At 58.9% G+C, this 15,980-nt stretch carries 15 protein-coding genes; 9 read left to right on the forward strand and 6 right to left on the reverse strand.

From position 1 onward, the window contains the following. Positions 1–28: 28 nt before the first annotated feature. Together arcD and KW837_RS03840 are read right to left on the reverse strand one after the other, a co-directional pair. Complete coding sequence (gene arcD, locus KW837_RS03835) at positions 29–1,456, reverse strand: arginine-ornithine antiporter (protein ID WP_192343196.1); 1,428 nt, start codon at positions 1,454–1,456, stop codon at positions 29–31. Positions 1,457–1,892: 436 nt separating this feature from the next. Continuing rightward, a complete protein-coding gene (locus KW837_RS03840; protein WP_218394568.1) occupies positions 1,893–3,482 on the reverse strand; it encodes a winged helix-turn-helix domain-containing protein in 1,590 nt (529 codons plus the stop codon). Positions 3,483–3,740: 258 nt separating this feature from the next. Between KW837_RS03840 and KW837_RS03845 the strand changes: the two genes are divergently transcribed. The 4 genes from KW837_RS03845 (at position 3,741) to KW837_RS03860 (ending at position 7,786) form a co-directional block, all read left to right on the forward strand. After that, entirely contained in the window at positions 3,741–4,502 is a 762-nt protein-coding gene (locus tag KW837_RS03845) for an SDR family oxidoreductase (protein WP_218394569.1), read from the forward strand. 82 nt (positions 4,503–4,584) lie between these two features. After that, on the forward strand, positions 4,585–4,998 hold the full coding sequence (locus tag KW837_RS03850; RefSeq protein WP_218394570.1) for a cupin domain-containing protein: 414 nt from the start codon (positions 4,585–4,587) through the stop codon (positions 4,996–4,998). A 98-nt stretch (positions 4,999–5,096) separates the two neighbouring features. Then, the gene (locus tag KW837_RS03855; RefSeq protein WP_218394571.1) at positions 5,097–6,194 is read left to right on the forward strand and encodes an HlyD family secretion protein; all 1,098 of its coding nucleotides are present in this window, start codon (positions 5,097–5,099) and stop codon (positions 6,192–6,194) included. After that, positions 6,191–7,786 carry a DHA2 family efflux MFS transporter permease subunit gene (locus KW837_RS03860; protein WP_218394572.1) on the forward strand — a complete coding sequence of 532 codons (1,596 nt, stop codon included), beginning with the start codon at positions 6,191–6,193 and terminating at the stop codon, positions 7,784–7,786. Before KW837_RS03855 ends, KW837_RS03860 begins: the two co-directional genes overlap by 4 nt. A 56-nt stretch (positions 7,787–7,842) precedes the next feature. On the opposite strand, the gene KW837_RS03865 is transcribed toward KW837_RS03860, so the two are convergent. After that, a complete protein-coding gene (locus KW837_RS03865) occupies positions 7,843–8,850 on the reverse strand; it encodes an aldo/keto reductase (RefSeq protein ID WP_218394573.1) in 1,008 nt (335 codons plus the stop codon). A gap of 92 nt (positions 8,851–8,942) precedes the next feature. On the opposite strand from KW837_RS03865, the gene KW837_RS03870 reads away from it, so the two are divergent. The 3 genes from KW837_RS03870 to KW837_RS03880 all read left to right on the forward strand — a co-directional run bounded on the left by KW837_RS03870 (position 8,943) and on the right by KW837_RS03880 (position 11,391). Next, positions 8,943–9,845: a LysR family transcriptional regulator gene (locus KW837_RS03870; RefSeq protein ID WP_218394574.1), complete on the forward strand. Its 903-nt coding sequence runs from the start codon at positions 8,943–8,945 to the stop codon at positions 9,843–9,845. A gap of 210 nt (positions 9,846–10,055) precedes the next feature. Next, complete coding sequence (locus tag KW837_RS03875; RefSeq protein WP_218394575.1) at positions 10,056–10,511, forward strand: hypothetical protein; 456 nt, start codon at positions 10,056–10,058, stop codon at positions 10,509–10,511. Then, positions 10,498–11,391, forward strand: a complete 894-nt coding sequence (locus KW837_RS03880) for a tyrosinase family protein (protein WP_218394576.1) — start codon at positions 10,498–10,500, stop codon at positions 11,389–11,391. The genes KW837_RS03875 and KW837_RS03880 overlap by 14 nt, the downstream gene beginning before the upstream one ends. Positions 11,392–11,397: 6 nt before the next feature. Here the strand turns inward: KW837_RS03880 and KW837_RS03885 are convergent, their stop codons facing one another. After that, a complete protein-coding gene (locus tag KW837_RS03885; protein ID WP_218394577.1) occupies positions 11,398–12,291 on the reverse strand; it encodes a LysR substrate-binding domain-containing protein in 894 nt (297 codons plus the stop codon). 108 nt (positions 12,292–12,399) lie between these two features. Here KW837_RS03885 and KW837_RS03890 point away from each other — a divergent pair, with 108 nt between their 5' ends. Then, on the forward strand, positions 12,400–12,807 hold the full coding sequence (locus tag KW837_RS03890) for a tautomerase family protein (protein WP_192342735.1): 408 nt from the start codon (positions 12,400–12,402) through the stop codon (positions 12,805–12,807). Positions 12,808–12,870: 63 nt separating this feature from the next. Here KW837_RS03890 and KW837_RS03895 read toward each other — a convergent pair whose 3' ends face one another. Beyond that, complete coding sequence (locus KW837_RS03895; protein ID WP_218394578.1) at positions 12,871–13,833, reverse strand: AraC family transcriptional regulator; 963 nt, start codon at positions 13,831–13,833, stop codon at positions 12,871–12,873. A 67-nt stretch (positions 13,834–13,900) separates the two neighbouring features. On the opposite strand from KW837_RS03895, the gene KW837_RS03900 reads away from it, so the two are divergent. Further along, positions 13,901–14,755 carry a sterol desaturase family protein gene (locus KW837_RS03900; RefSeq protein ID WP_218394579.1) on the forward strand — a complete coding sequence of 285 codons (855 nt, stop codon included), beginning with the start codon at positions 13,901–13,903 and terminating at the stop codon, positions 14,753–14,755. Between the two features lie 258 nt (positions 14,756–15,013). On the opposite strand, the gene KW837_RS03905 is transcribed toward KW837_RS03900, so the two are convergent. After that, entirely contained in the window at positions 15,014–15,898 is an 885-nt protein-coding gene (locus KW837_RS03905) for a LysR substrate-binding domain-containing protein (RefSeq protein WP_218394580.1), read from the reverse strand. Positions 15,899–15,980 lie beyond the last annotated feature (82 nt).

Raw genomic sequence — 15,980 nt, forward strand, 5'->3', positions numbered from 1 at the left:
CTTTCCGTCCGCCACGCAAACCCTTGTTTCAGAGGCTGAGAAAACCACTATAGAGGCCGTAACCCGCGATCAGCGCACCTATCATCACGGCAACGAAAATGACCTTTTCAATGGAGGTGAACACCGGTTGGCCCAGTTCGCGCTTGGCCTTGGCGAACAGGATTGCGCCGGGAGCATAAAGCAGTGCAGACAGCAGCAGGTACTGCGCCCCGGCCGCGTACACCAGCCATACGGCATAGAGCACAGCGATCACCCCGACTATCAGGTCCTTGGTCCGCTCGCCTTGAGCCTCCTCATAGGTTTCGTTACGCCAGGCCAATAGTAAAGCGTAGGCGGCGGACCAGAAGTACGGCACCAGGATCATCGAGGTTGCCAGGTACAACAGGCTTAAATAGGTGGAACTGTTGAACAACGTGATAATCAGGAACAGCTGGATAAGCCCGTTGGATAGCCATAGCGCATTGGCGGGGACCTGATTAGCGTTCTCCTTGCGCAAGAACTCCGGCATGGTGTGGTCGCGGGCACTGGCAAAGAGGATTTCCGCGCAGAGGAGTGTCCAGGACAACAGCGCACCGACCAGCGAGACGATCAGCCCTGCGCTGATCAGTACTGCCCCCCAGTGACCCACCACATGTTCCAGTACGCCCGCCATGGAAGGATTTTTCAGGCCGGCCAGTTGTGCCTGGGCCATGATCCCCTGAGAAAACACGTTAACCAGAACCAGTAAAAGCAGCACCCCGACGAAGCCAACCACAGTCGCCTTGCCGACGTCGCTGCGCTTTTCAGCACGGGCGGAAAAGATGCTGGCCCCTTCAATGCCAATAAACACCCAGACGGTGACCAACATCATGTTGCGAACCTGATTCATCACCGTGCCCAGGTCACTGTTGCCAGCGCCCCAGAAGTCGCTGGTAAAAACATCCATCTTGAAGGCCACGCCGGCAATGACAATGAACAGCGCCAGCGGCACCATCTTGGCGATGGTAGTGATCACGTTGATGAAGGCGGCTTCCTTGATTCCGCGCAGAACCAGAAAATGCAGGAGCCAGAGCAGCACGGAGGCGCAAATGATCGCCGGTAGCGTGTTGCCTTCTCCGAACATCGGGAAGAAGAACCCGAGGGTACTGAACAGCAACACCATGTAGCTGACGTTGCCGATCCAGGCACTGATCCAGTAACCCCAAGCCGAAGAGAAACCCATGTAGTCGCCAAACCCGGCCTTGGCATAGGCGTAAACCCCGCCATCGAGCTTGGGCTTGCGGTTGGCCAGTGTCTGGAAGACGAATGCCAGCATCAGCATGCCGACGCCAGTGATCAGCCAGCCAATCAGTGTGGCGCCAGCACTGGCACTTTTAGCGATGTTCTGCGGTAGCGAAAAAATCCCGCCGCCCACCATGGAGCCGACGACCAGAGCGATCAATGCTCCGAACTTCAACTTATCGCTGGAGGCAGAGATCTGGGTATCTTTGTGAGGCAGGGCATCTTTGTCGATGTTGCTGACGGAGTCGACCATCTGAATCTCCTTACCGAAACGGAATCGTTCAAGAGGTGACGGGCTAACAAGAGATGGTCGCTAATGCACTGCATGACCCCTTCGAGTGACGCATGCCACCGAACAGACTGCTTTTTCGCTGCGGCAATGGGGTTGATGTCACTGCCCCCCGCAGCTGCGCACAAACAACTAAAACGCATTTAAGTCGCAGTTTCGTACCAGCCAAAACTGGCTTCTGCTGCTTTGAACCTGGCTCGATCGTTAGATCCACTTGGCTCTCCCGAAAGAGGGGATGCAAGATTCAAGCAACTTCAGTGTAGCTTCCATTCGTATATTGCAATCTGCGAACCTGCGCATTCCTTGGAGCAGTTGGCGAAGCCAGCTACAGATCGGGCCGCAGTCACTCAGGCAACCCAGCCAGCCGCAACCCATCAGCAAACCGTGCAAAATCCTCAGGACGCTGGATTGGCAACCAGTCCTTCAGGTTAGAGACGCGCAAGGACGGATCCAGCTCGTGCAAACGCTGCATCGCCTGCTTCGCTTTGTCCATGCGTCCGCTGAGCGCATGACTGGCCGCCATCAGGGCAACCGACACCAGGAGGCAGGGCAGGTTACCCAGCGCCTTTTCCGCCCAGGCAGAAGCGGGATCGAAGCGCCCGGCGAAGAAGTGTGCGAGTGCCATTCCAACCTGCATCCTGAACATTTCCGGATCCAGCGGACTCAAGCGAACGGCATGGGTTAAATCCGCAATGGCGGCGTCTGTTTCACCGCGCAGCGCGCGCAGGATTCCGCCCAGGTACCAGGCGGGGGCGAGGTTGGGGTTGAGCAGGCGTGCCCTGTCGAGCAGGGCAATACCGCCATCGATATCGCCGGCGAGATGGCCAAGTGCATGTCCGCCTCGCGTCAGCGCCACCGCATCGTCCCGGCCAAGCTCCACCGCCAAACGCGCAAGTCGTGCGCCCTCGGCGATCTCTTGAGTCCGATCGGTCATCCAGCCATTCAGCTTGCGCCAGAAGTGGCACCAGGCTGCCATGCCATAGGCCGAGGCAAACTCCGGATCGAGCTCGATGGCCTTGTAGAACAACGGCAGCGCTTGCTCGATGGCTTCGCGGGTGCCGTTGTGCAGTTTCGGCATTCCGCGCAGGTAATAGTCGTAGGCGTCCAGGCTTTCCGTCGGTTTGCGCTTGGCGCGCTCGATTTCCGCCCGTTCCAACTGCGGTGCTATGGCGCCGACGACGCTTTCGGCGATTTGATCCTGCAGCTCGAAAATGTCGTGGAGCATGCCTTCGAAGCGCTCCGCCCAGATATGCGTCCCATTTGTTGCGTCGATGAGTTGCCCGGTGATGCGTACCTTGTTCCCGGACTTGCGCACGCTACCTTCCAGCACGTAGCGCACGCCGAGCGTCTGGCCGACGCCCTGGACGTCCACGGCCCGACCCTTGTAGGTGAAGCTTGAATTGTGTGCGATGACGAACAGCCAGCGGATACGCGACAGGGCGGTGATGATGTCCTCCACCATGCCGTCGGCGAAATATTCCTGCTCCGGATCGCCGCTCAGGTTGTGGAAGGGCAGGACAGTAATGGAGGGTTTGTCCGGCAGGACGAGGGTGGGCGCAGGCGTTTGTTTCAGGTCCACGGGCGTGGGTTCTTCGATGTCAGGCTGTGGCGTTTCCCCGACCTCATCCACCTTGATCTCGCCGACGAAGCGGTATCCCTTGCGGGCGACCGTGCGCACCAGGCGCTGCTCCTCGCCGGTATCGCCGATGGCCTTGCGCACCGCATTGATGTGGCTGGTGATGGTCGATTCCGAGACGATCCGACCGCTCCACACGGCCTTGAGCAGGTCGTCCTTGCTCATGACGCGATCGCGGTTGCTGACGAGTTGCAGCAATAGATCGAAGACCTGCGGCCCGACAGCCACGACTTGCCCGCGCAAGGTCAGTTCCCGGCGCTGCTGATCGAGCACGTAGTCTTCAAACACGAATTGCAAGGTGAGGATCCCCTGATCGAGCGCCCTCGACTCCGTGTCTGAGCTGGCGGTTGGTAAGAGGTATCGATAATACGGCAGCGCCTGACCCGCTGCACCGTCTGCGGCAAGGGAGACCCGTCGAATAACTGTTTTTCTGGACGAAAAACCAAGCTTCCTTGAAGGCAAACTCAAGGCCGGTACAAGGACGTCCCCGACGCGCGCTGGCACTCTCGATCTACATCGACAGCAATGGTTGCCGTCGAGAAGCGGAGAGAAACCATGAAGATCGTCGTCATTGGAGGCACCGGCCTCATCGGATCGAAACTAGTGCAGAACCTCCGCGAGCGCGGCCATGACGCGCTCGCAGCCGCCCCTAGCACGGGCGTGAACAGCATCACCCGCGAGGGCCTGGCCCAGGCGATGGATGGCGCCGATATTGTCGTCGACGTGGCGAACGCGCCTTCGTGGGAAGACCAGGCCGTTCTCGATTTCTTCGAAACGTCGAGCCGTAACCTGCTGGCTGCCGAGGCGGCCGCTGGCGTTCGCCATCACGTGGCCCTGTCGATCGTCGGCAGTGAACGGCTTCCCGAGAATGGCTATTTCCGGGCCAAGGTCGCGCAGGAAAACCTGATCAAGGCGTCCGGCATTCCTTACACCATCCTGCGTGCCACACAGTTCTTCGAGTTTGTCGGTGGTATTGCGCAGGCGGCCACCGTCGGCGAGGAGATTTGCCTGTCGCCGGCGCTGATCCAGCCGATGGCGTCCGACGACGTGGTGGCGGCGCTCACCGAGGTCACGCTGGCAACGCCGGTCAATGGCACGGTCGAAGTCGCCGGTCCCGAGGCCATGCCGCTCGACGAACTGGTCAGGCGCTTCCTGCGTGCCACTCAGGACACGCGCAAGGTCGTGCCGGATGTGCACGCGCGCTACTTCGGTTCGGTGCTCGACGATCAATCGCTGACGCCCGGCAAGAACCCGCGCCTGGGCGCGATGCGCTTCGAGGACTGGCTCGGTCAGTCGACGGCCCAAGCGGCGCGCTGAGGCTACCCAAGACACATCAGGAAAGCGGCGACCCGGTATCGGGCCGCGCGCTCACACCACCGACTCACCAAGGAGTATCGCCATGGTTACCCGATATCTATTGGCCGCAGCCTTCGCAGCGCTGTCGATCAGCGCTGCGTCCGCCGCCGAGCCGCCCGCCGGCAAGGTGACGGTCGTATTCGACCGCCCCATTCCCAACCTCCCAGGCAAGAGCATGAAGGGCGTGCTGGTCGAGTATGGGCCGGGCGCCGCGTCGCCGTCCCACACCCATCCGAAAACGGCTTTCATCTATGCAACGGTCCTGGAGGGCTCGTTTCGCATCAAAGTCAAAGGCGAGCCGGAAAAGATCTACAACGTCGGCGAAAACTTTGTAGAGGAGCCGGGCTCCGTGCACGAAGTCAGCGCGAACGCCAGCGACACGAAACCTGCACGCCTGCTGGCCGTGTTCGTCCTCGACAGCAACGAAAAGGAACTCGTTACACCTATTAAAAAGTGAGCCGATCAACGCGCTCATCGACGCTCGACAGCCGGGCGGCAGGTCACTGCCGTCCTGTGGCTGCTGCGGATCCTTGGCATTGAACAGGAAACAAGAACATGAACTCGCTTCAGGACAAGGCCGCCATTGCCACCGGCGCAAGCGTCGAGATCCCTGTCGTGGTGGCGCGGCAACGCAAGAGAAAGATGATCGGCATCTTGCTGTGTATCGGTGCCGTGGTGGCCTTGGCCGGCGGATGGGCCATGGCGCTTTCGAGCGGTTCGACTTCCACCGATAACGCGTATGTGCGCGGCGACCTCACTTCGCTCGCCGCCAAGGTTGCTGGCTATGTCACGGCGGTAGAAGTAGAGGACAACCAGACCGTCCGGGCGGGTGACGTCCTGTTCCGGATTGACGATCGGGACTATCGCGCACGGCTTGCGCAGGCCGTTGCCAATGTCAGCGCTGCCGAGGCTCGCCTGACCCATGTCGATGCCGAAACCCAGCTTCAGCGTGCCCTGATTCGACAGGCCGAAGCCCAGCGCCGCTCGGCCGCCGCCGAGATGAATCTGGCGACCAAGACCCATGATCGCAGCCAAAAACTGATCGTCAGCCACGCGGTCAGCCAGGCCCTGGTCGATGAAACCGGCACGGCACGCTCCAGAGCCGAGGCGACGGTGTCGGCAGCTTCGGCAACGGTCGAGGCTCAACAGCAACGCATCACCGTCCTTGTGGCCCAGCGAGAAGCTGCCGTTGCTGCTGTGGCGCAGGCACAGGCCGCGCGCGATCTGGCCCAGATCGATCTCGACAGCACCGTGGTCCACGCACCTGTTGATGGCGTTATCGGTAACCGTCAGGTCCGGGTCGGCCGATTCGTTACGCCGGGTGTTTCGTTGCTCGATATCGTGCCGGTCAATGATGTGTGGGTCGTGGCGAACTTCAAGGAAACCCAGCTCGAACATATCCGCCCCGGTCAGCGTGTGCGCATCACGGTCGATGGTTATCCCGACGGGGCACTGGAAGGCGTGGTCGACAGCTTTGCTCCGGGTAGCGGGTCGGCGTTCAGCTTGCTGCCCACAGACAACGCAACAGGAAACTTTGTGCGTGTCGTGCAGCGGGTTCCGGTAAAAATCCGGCTTGCCCACAACCCGTTGCCGGGCCGCATCGTCCCTGGCCTGTCCGCGCGTGTCGAGGTTGCGCAAGGGGGCGGCTCATGAACACGGTTGCCAGCGCCACGCGGAGCAACGCCAGCGCTACAACCGGTGTCCTGCTCATGGCGGGCATCGTGCTCGCCACGCTGACGGAAGCGATCGCCAGCACCGTTCTGTCGCTCGGACGCAGCGACATCATCGGCGACACCTATGCAACGCCTGATGAGTTTGCCTGGTTGGATATCGGCTACATCGCGCTCAAGCTGATCGGGTTCATGACCGCCCCTTGGCTGATGAACCGTTTCGCTGCGCGTCATGTGATCATCGGCTCAACCCTGGTCATGGGCCTGGCATGCGGCATTGCCGCCATCACCGCTCGGCTGGATCTGCTGGTTGCACTTCGGGTGATTCAGGGCTTCGCCGGCGGCACCCTGCTGGTCGGGGGCCAGGCGATCATCTTTCGCGCTTATCCGCGGTCCCGTCAGCCCATCCTCCAGGCCCTGTTTGCCATGGGCTCCGTTGTCGCGCCCGCGACGCTTGCCCCGGCGCTTCAAGGGTGGTTGATCGATAGCCAATCCTGGACATGGATCTTCTTCAGCGTGGTCCCGATTGCCTTGGCGGCTAGCGGGCTTGTGCTGATCGCAGACGGCCCAATGCCCGCCAAGATCCGGCAGCGTCCGTTTGACTGGATCGGCTTCTCGCTGATCTCTACCACGCTGTTGTGTTTCACCTACGTTCTCAGCCAGGGCAGCCGATGGGACTGGTTCGAGGAGCCTCGCATCCTGTGGCTAACGGTGATCGGCGCAGCGGCTTTGCTGGCATTTCTCGGCCAACAAGTGTTGGCCAAGAGGCAGGGCCTGCTCGACTTCACCCTGTTCAAAACGAGCGATTTTTCCTTCGCTTTTATCGTCAGTTTTGTCGCCGGCGCCGCCTTGTTCGGCAGCGCGTTCCTGATTCCGGCGTTCGCCCTGTCGGTCCTCGGATTCACGCCTACCGATGCCGGTCAGCTGCTGTTGCCCAGTGGCACGTTTTTTGTCGGCGCGCTTCTGATATCTGCTTATCTCATGCAGGCCCACCGCGTTGCGCCGTTCGCCACCGTGCCCTTTGGAATCCTGATGATCATGGTGGCGATGTGGATGCTGTCCGGTTCGACCAGCGAAAGCGGCGCAGACGACATGATGGCGGCCATCCTGTTGCGCGGGTTGGGGCTTGGCTTCCTGTTTCTATCGATCACGCTGATCGCTTTCAGCCACCTCAACAGCCGAAACCTCGCTGGCGGAATAGGCCTTTTCAATACGGGGCGCCAGTTGGGTGGCCTTATCGGGGTCGCAGGGCTCCAGACACTGATCGACCATAACGTCGTCACCAATGCCGTGGTCCTTGGTGCCAACGTTATCCCTGGAGGGGCCGCGGTCATCGAGCGGATGACGACCACGACAGCCATGCTGAGCGCGAAAGGAATGGATGCAGTGGCCGCTGGCCGGGCAGCGACGAGCCTTCTAGGCCGGTTAGTGACAAGTCAGTCCACGGTGATTGCCTTCGACACAGCGTTCGTCGCCGTGGCCCTGCTTTTTGTAATCGCCGCCCCCATTCTGGTCGGCATCAAGATCGGATTCGCACGATACGAGAAAGTGCGCGCTTCACGAGCAGTTGCGTGAGACAGCCCACCTGCCAGCGATGGCGAGGGAGGAGAGCACTCGGACCACCCCGGGTGTCAGGCGGCGCCAGGAACATTTGTTCCCATGCCCGACGGCAGGAACGGTCGAATTTCGTCGATTTCCGCGGCGCTAAGGCGCAACGCCGAGGCTGCAATCAGCCCGTCTACTTGTGCTGGACGGCGGGCTCCGACAATGGCGCCCGTCACTACCGGTTGGCGAAGTACCCAGGCGATAGCGACCGCTGCAGCACTCACCCCGTGCCTTTCTCCAATGCGTGCCATGACGTCAACCAATGTCAGGTTCGCACTCAAACGGGGCTCCTGGAAATCAGCACTTCGGGCCTTGCGCCAATCGTCTTCGGGCAGTTGTGAGATGCGTTCGCGCGTCATGCTGCCGGACAGTAGCCCCGATTGAAGTGTGGAATAGGCAAGGACACCCAACCCGGCTTGCTCACAGAATGGCAGGACGTCTTTCTCGATGTCCCGCATCAAGGCGGAGTACGGCGGCTGGAGCGAAACGATCTCTGTCACCGCCTGCGCCCGCTTGAGTTGAGCGACATCGAAATTCGATACGCCGATAGCGCGAATTTTTCCTTGATCGCGCGCGGCTACCAAAGCCGAAAGCGCCATTTCAATACCTTCACTGCTTGCGTCGGCAGGAAAGGCAGGCCAGTGGATCTGATACAGATCGATAGTCTCGACTTGGAGCCTGCGCAAGCTTGCGTCGATCTCGGCGAGCAAGGATTGGGGGACCAGGGAGTGCGAAATCTGCTTCGTGACCGGGTCCCAGACCAGGCTGCCTTTGGTGAACACCAAAGGACGCCGCGAGACCGGCACCCGACGCAGCAATTGCCCCACCAATTGCTCCGCATGGCCCAAGCCATAAACCGCAGCGGTATCAATCCAGTTCACGCCGCGTTCGACGGCATATTCAAGTGCGCCCAGGCTGTCCTTGTCATCCTGCGCTCCCCAACTGTATTCCCAACCTGTACCAGCGATTGCCCACGTCCCCAGGCCAATAGGCGAAATCAGAAAATCCGATGATCCAAGACGATTCTTTTGCATTGCGACCTCTCCACAAATGATGTGAGAAGTATCTGGGAGAGATCTGATGGCGATAAGATGGGTAATCGTATTTGAACTGCTGAACGAAATTCATGAGTAATCACCCCGATCTCTCTGAGCTCGATGCCTTTGCCGCCGTCGCTCGCCATCGCAGCTTTCGCAAGGCCGCCGACGAGCGTGGCGTTTCGGCTTCCGCGTTGAGTCACGCGATGCGAGCGTTGGAGGCACGCCTGGGCATCAGGCTGTTGAACCGAACCACTCGTAGCGTGACCCCGACCGAGGCCGGCCAACAGCTATTGGCGACGCTGGTCCCGACCCTGCACCAGGTTGCCGATGTGTTGGCGCAATTGACCTCGATGCAGGAAGTTCCCGCAGGCAAACTCCGCCTCAACGTGGCGCGCCCGGCGGCTCGTATCGTGTTTGCGAAAGTGCTCGCGCCCTTCGTGGCCAGGTATCCACGTATTCAGTTGGACCTGATCACCGACGATGGATTGACTGATATCGTGAACGGCGGATTTGACGCTGGAGTCCGCTTTGGTGAAAGCCTGGCCGGCGACATGATCGCAGTCCCTGTCGGCGCCCCTCAATCGTTCGTGACCGTTGCTTCGGATGCCTATCTGGCCGCAAAGGGGATCGCGCACGCCCCCCGCGACTTGCTCGAGCATTCGTGCATTGCCAGGCGTTTTCCCAGTGGCAAATTTTACGCCTGGGAGTATCAAGCAGACGGTCAACCGATACGGTTGTCCGTCACAGGCCCGCTCATTCTGGAAGACGATGCGCTGATGATCCAGGCGGCGAAAGATGGCGCTGGTATTGCCTATGTCTACGAGGAGCTGGCGCGCGACGAAATCAGCAACGGACATCTCAGAGAAATACTCCAGGAATGGAAAGCACCGCCAAGCCGATTCTTTCTTTATTACCCCAGCCGGCGCTATGTGCCACCGGCATTGAACGCGCTCATAGAATTCATCAGAGCGGGTGACTTGCGAACCTGATTCAGAACCATCGCGACCGGCAGTCTCGATGACTGCTCCGGGTTGAATCCACAGTCGAAAGCAGCCCTTCGGGTCGAACAGCAATCGGCCAGACGCAGCCACCCAGTAAGTCCGCCTGGCGGATGGGTTCAGCGGCATGCCTGCCCGCGACCAACTACACTTTCTCCAGCCAATCCGGGCAACCGTCCGGGGCATACTCCAGGAGGAATCATGACACGGAAAAATGTCTCCAGCCCCGAACCAACGGGTACGAAACCCAATGCGCTATTGAGCCCGCCTGACATAAATGCTCTCGCAGAGATATCCATCACCGATCCTGGCAAAACGCACCCAGCGTGGATCAAGGAGCAGTTTCCTGAGTACGTGGACCCGCATGCCGGACATGAAACCAGGACGGTTCGCGAGATTAACCACAAAGGGCATGTTGTCCGGATCGTGACCACCTACCAGGTGGAGGTTGATGGGGCTCCGGTCCAGGCGCATCTGTTTGTGGACGATGCGGGCCAAGTCCATACGCACGCCACCCCATTCGTCACTTACGGATCGGCTCTCGACTTGATGACCGCGGTGATCGATGCCTATCCGGAATCCTTCGCCAAGGGCGATGGCGATGGGGGAGAGCACCCGGACCACCATGCCCACGGAGCACATCATGATCAGGTCTAATGCTGTCAATGATCTCCCGGCGCTTAAGAAATACGTCGAAGGGGTAAAGCGACTCAAGGATCCCGCGCAGAATCCGTGGCCCGGGCAGGCCAATCTCTCGATTTATGATTCGTTCGTGGCCTGGCATCACCGGGCCATGATGATTTCAACGCCTGCGGGACAGATGGCCAGGAACGCTGCGCATGGCGGGCCATCATTCTTGCCGTGGCACCGCTACTTTCTCGTGCGCCTGGAAACCTTGCTTCGCAAGGCGATAAACGACCCACACTTTCGAGTCCCGTACTGGGATTGGAACACTGACGCGGAACTTCAGGACCCGAGGACTTCACTCATCTGGTCGAATGAATACCTTGGGCAGTTCGTGAATGGGCAGTGGCGGGTGCGATTGACGGGTAATGGCCGCACCATGGACCTCGACGGGGTAAACCGCCCCCTGGTGCGCTATCTGGGAAGAGGTGGGTCACTGCCCAGCCGAGCCAATGTGCGCAAGGTCATCCATGAAAACCCGGTGTATGACAAAGCGCCCTACAACGCGGCGCAGTCCACCGGTGGTGCGCGCAACAGCATCGAGGGATGGGCGGGCGAAGAACGCATTCATAACAACGTTCATGTGTGGGTCGGTGGAGACATGGGATTGTCGTCCTCGCCGAACGATCCAGTGTTCTTTCTGCATCATTGCAACGTCGACCGGCTCTGGGCTGCATGGCAAGCGAAGCATCCCGCCGCCGCATACGTACCTGCGGGAAATGCCCCGGATACGCTCAAGTTCCATCGGATAGATGACCCGATGTACAGCCCTTTTCCGGAAAAGGTGACACCTCGAGATGTCCTGAATTACAGCCAGTATTACAAGTACGACACCTTGGGTGATTTGCTTTAGACAGCATCATACGGTGGCGCCTGCGGTGATACTGAACGCCTGCTCTTCCAGACTGGTTTGTATCAACGCAGCCAGTTGTCGGGTGGCAGGCGCCAGGTGTTCTGCTCCACGATAAAGCACATAGCCGAGGGTCGGCAGCGTGGGTAGGCCGGCAATGACGGCGAGATGTCCTGGCAGTCCAATGCGGGTTCGCAACGTGAGGCCCAAACCGGCCGCAACGGCCGCCCAGATTCCACCCACGCTGGGGCTGGTCAGCGCGATTCGCCAGGGAATCCGCGCCTCATCCAGTGCCTGGGTTGCTGCGCTACGTAACACGCAAGGGGCGTCGAACATGATCAATGGCAGGGGAGAATCTACATCGCAGTTGAGCGATGGCGTGTCACGAGGCCCGATCCAGTGCATCTGTGTTTCACCCAGGCGTGTGGCATAGGGGGACATGTGCCCTGTGTCCCAAGACAGGGCCAGATCCAGGCCACCGCCGTCGATCAATGCAAGCAGTTCGGTATTACGCGCGATCCTGACTTCGAGGCTCACCCTCGGGTACATCTTGACGTAGCGTCGCAGGATGTCGCTGAGAAAGTGTTCGCCAAAGTCTTCCTGAAGCCCCAGGCGTACCGTTGCGGCGGTCTGGCTTTCGTGCAGCGTCTGGAAAATGCTGTCGTTCAGTTCAAGCAGTCGGCGGGCATGGCTGAGCAGGGATTCACCCACCGGCGTCAACACCAGCCCTCGACCGGATTTGGACAGCACTGGCGTGCCTATCTGTTCCTCAAGCTTCTTGAGTTGTGCGCTCACGGCAGACGTCGAGCGATTGAGCCGATCCGCCGCTTTGGCAAAACTGTTGAATTCCACACCGGTTACGAAAGTACGCAGCACATCAAGATCGAAGGTTGGACGGCGCATCGAATCATCCACTAATTCAGGACTATGGCCGCTATTAAATCGGATATTCGGAATTATCGCGACTTGATAGTTTTCTCCTGTCAGTGGGTTTTTCAGGAGTAGACCGTTATGCCATTTGCACGTATTTCATTGCACCGGGGAAAGTCGGCCGAGTATTTACAAGCCCTCTCACAGGGGCTGCACGACGCATTGGTAGAAAGCTTCGAAGTGCCCATGGCCGACCGGTTCCAGGTCATTCACCAGCATGAAGTGGGCGAACTGATATTTGATCCCGGCTACCTGGGCGGTCCGCGCAGCCATGACTTTGTGCTGATCGCGATTACTGCCGGCCGCCCTCGGGACATCGAGACGAAACAGCGTTTCTATCGCAACCTGGTCGAGAGACTGAGTCGAGCACCGGGCATCGACTCTGAAGACGTCATGGTGGTGATTACCACTACCGCGGCAGATGAATGGTCGTTTGGTGGCGGGCGGGGTAATGATGGCGTACCTCAGGGGTGCATGCGGTCGGCGTAGGAGTTGACTTGAGGGCAGGATAGATAAAGCAAAAGACAGGCTCGAAATAATCTGGCCGCCACCTTATTTCCTGTCGCGCCATCGACTTCGGGCATGGAGGTAGGCCGTCAAATCGCTATAGCCCAATTGAGCTGCAATCTCTGTTAACGACTCGCCTTGCAACTCAAGATGCAGTTCCAGTTCTGCACGAACCTGATCGAGTAATTGCCTGAAGTTCGTGCCTTGTTCTTCCAGGCGTCTGCGTAATGTCCTGGGCGTCTGGTGCAGCGTCTTTGCCAGATTGTCCAGATTTGGAGTTTCACCTCTGGCCAGAGAGCGTCGCGCACCTTCGGCAACTTTGGCTGACCAACCGCTGAAATTGCGATGCGCGGCAATCCGTCGATCCAGCTCCTGAGTCAATAACTCCAACATCCCGTGATGACGGGTCTGCATCGGCAGGCTCAAGCTTTGGGCATGGAAATAGAAACAGTTAACCGGGCAGTCAAACTCGATGCGGTCTCCAAACCATTGGGTGTATTGCTTGTAATACGACGGACGCGAATGCATGAATTTTGCCAGAATCGGCTGCACATCCTGCCCCGTTCCACGTCGCAATTGCGCGATGGACATCACGCCGTAGTGTTCGATGACATACCGCGCCAACTCGCCTGGCGCATCGACGCACAACTCGATTCCGACGCCGTTTTCGTCATTCACCAACCTCACATTGTCCGTGTCCGATGCAAGCGGTGCGTACCGGGCCCAAAGGTGCATGGACGACAAAACGTCGGGGCTATACAGGCAAAGATAAGCCAGGACGTGCCAGTCCTGAGGCGTGAACAGCTCGAACAGTTTTAACCCGATCGCCGGATCAATGCGCGCCGCCTCGCGCCAAAGCTGATCCAGTTCGATCAGGCTGTAATCCGTGCTTTTTCGGGAAACCTGGCTGTCAAGGAAGCGCTCCAGCACTTGGCCCAGCCTGCCTCGATGAAAGCGCTGGGGCGGGCGATTGGCCGGTTCTAGCTCAATTCTGTCCATTTCGCGCATTGGGAGGGCTGACTCCTGGGTTTCTAATCACATGGCATTGCCCGCAAGGGCCTGAATCGAGAGTGCCATGAATATAACAATGCTCGCCAATAACCCTGCTGTAATAGTGGCCGGGATTTTCCTTGCCTTCATTTTGCTGGAACTGGCCTGTTCCTCGTTTCGTCAGTCGTCAGGCGGCAAACGTGACGTACTCATTGAAGTCGTCGGCTCCGGCATCCTGGTGGCGATCACGTTCCCTTTAGTCATGTGGCTAAGCGGCAAAATATCAAGTCAGGTTGTACCGGAGATGAAGGACGCATTGGCTGGAATCCCGTGGATTGCAGGATTTGTCTTGTTTTTACTGTTCGATGACATGACCCAATACTGGTGGCATCGCCTGACTCACCGGGTTCCCGCACTTTATGCATTGCACCGTGCGCATCATTCCGCACCCTATATGAGTGTGCGCATCGTCTATCGCAACAACAGTTTCTACTATCTTCTGATGCCCGGCATCTGGTTATCCGGGGTGTTGATCTACCTTGGACTTGCACCGGTTTATTATGGTTATCTGATTCTGAAAATGACCGTGATCTTCGCTGCACACAGCAGCGTTGCGTGGGACGACAAACTATATCGCATCCGCGCATTACGCCCGGTTGTCTGGGTTTTGGAACGAACCTTCTCCACACCCTCCACTCACTCTGCGCATCACGGTTTGACGGCCGAGGATGGCGTTACCCATTACAAAGGCAATTTTGGCAACCTGTTGTTTTTTTGGGACGTGCTGTTCGGAACCGCAAAAATTACCCGTCGACGTCCGCCAGCCTACGGCATCGAACACGTGTCACCGATAAGCTGGAAAGAAGAATTGTTCTGGCCCATCGTGCGTTCCCGCCGTACCGCTCCCAAGGTAAACGCTAACCGGAAAGTGGCGCGATGAGTCAGTCAAGGTCGGGGCTGATACGGTTTTTCCTTCGTCATCTGCATCTGTAATGGGATCAGCCTGCGGCTCACAATGACAGCACGGTCAGCAGCGGCGGTAGCCGCTGCACCGCAAACTCATAACGTAGGAGGCCCAATGGGCAAGATGGCATTTTTCCTGGGTGGATTTCTGGTGTTGACCATTTTGATTGGTGCGCTTGCCACGATCTCTCCGGTGTAGGTGAGAGGGCGGCTCTCGCCTTGAGATCCCGGGCGTTCATATCTGTTCCAGCAACCAGGTACGGAACGCGATGAGTGACGGCAGCATTTCGTTGCGCGGCGGGTAGGTCAGGTAGTAACTGCGCTGACTGGCGAAGGGCAGGTCCAGGCCGATCAGCTCTGAATTGGCCAATTCGTCCGCCACCAGAATACGAGGCACCAGACCTATTCCGATGCCGGCTCTGACGGCCTGGATCAAGTGTGAGGTGAGTTCGAAACTCGGCCCCAGGCGCATCATTCGATGGGGCAAGCCGTGGTGGCTGAACCACTCGCCCCAGACGTTGGAATTACTCGCGACATTGAGCAGCGTCTGCCCGCCAATGCGCTCCGCAGGCCAGGCGTCATGGGCCTTGGCCGCTAGCGGAGAAATGATCACCATCAGTTCTTCCGTGTGCAGCCGATGGCTGATCAGGCCCGGTAAATCAGCATTGCCGACGACAATCGCAGCATCAATGCCGCTGGTTTCGAAGTCGATGGCGTCGATCCGGGAGTTGATGTGCACCAGCATGCCAGGATGGCTTTTATAAAAGTCATGAAGGCGCGGCAATAACCACTTCGAGCCGAAGGTCGGCAATGTGGCCAGGCGCAATGTGCCGCTGCCGGATTGATAAGCCATGGCCTGCAACGTGGCGCTACGGATGCGTCCGAGCGCTTCGCTCATTTCCCGCTGATAAAGACGACCGACATCGGTCAACTTCACCTGGCGGCCTTCACGGCGAAACAGCGTCAGGCCCAGTTGCTGCTCCAGCGCCTGGACTTGGCGGCTGACTGCGCTTTGGGTCAGGGAGAGTTCCAGCGCAGCGTGGGTGTAGCTTTCATGTCGGGCGGCGGCTTCAAAGGCCAGCAGCAACGACATCGAGGGGGTGAGGTGACGGTAATTCATTCGTAAAAGTCATCAATAGCGGCAGGATTATCCGTTTGTCCGGTGCCCGAGCCTGCAGGATCATTGGCATAGCCGACGACCT

Origin of the sequence: Pseudomonas sp. PDM24 (assembly GCF_019218905.1) — a bacterium.
Lineage (GTDB): Bacteria > Pseudomonadota > Gammaproteobacteria > Pseudomonadales > Pseudomonadaceae > Aquipseudomonas.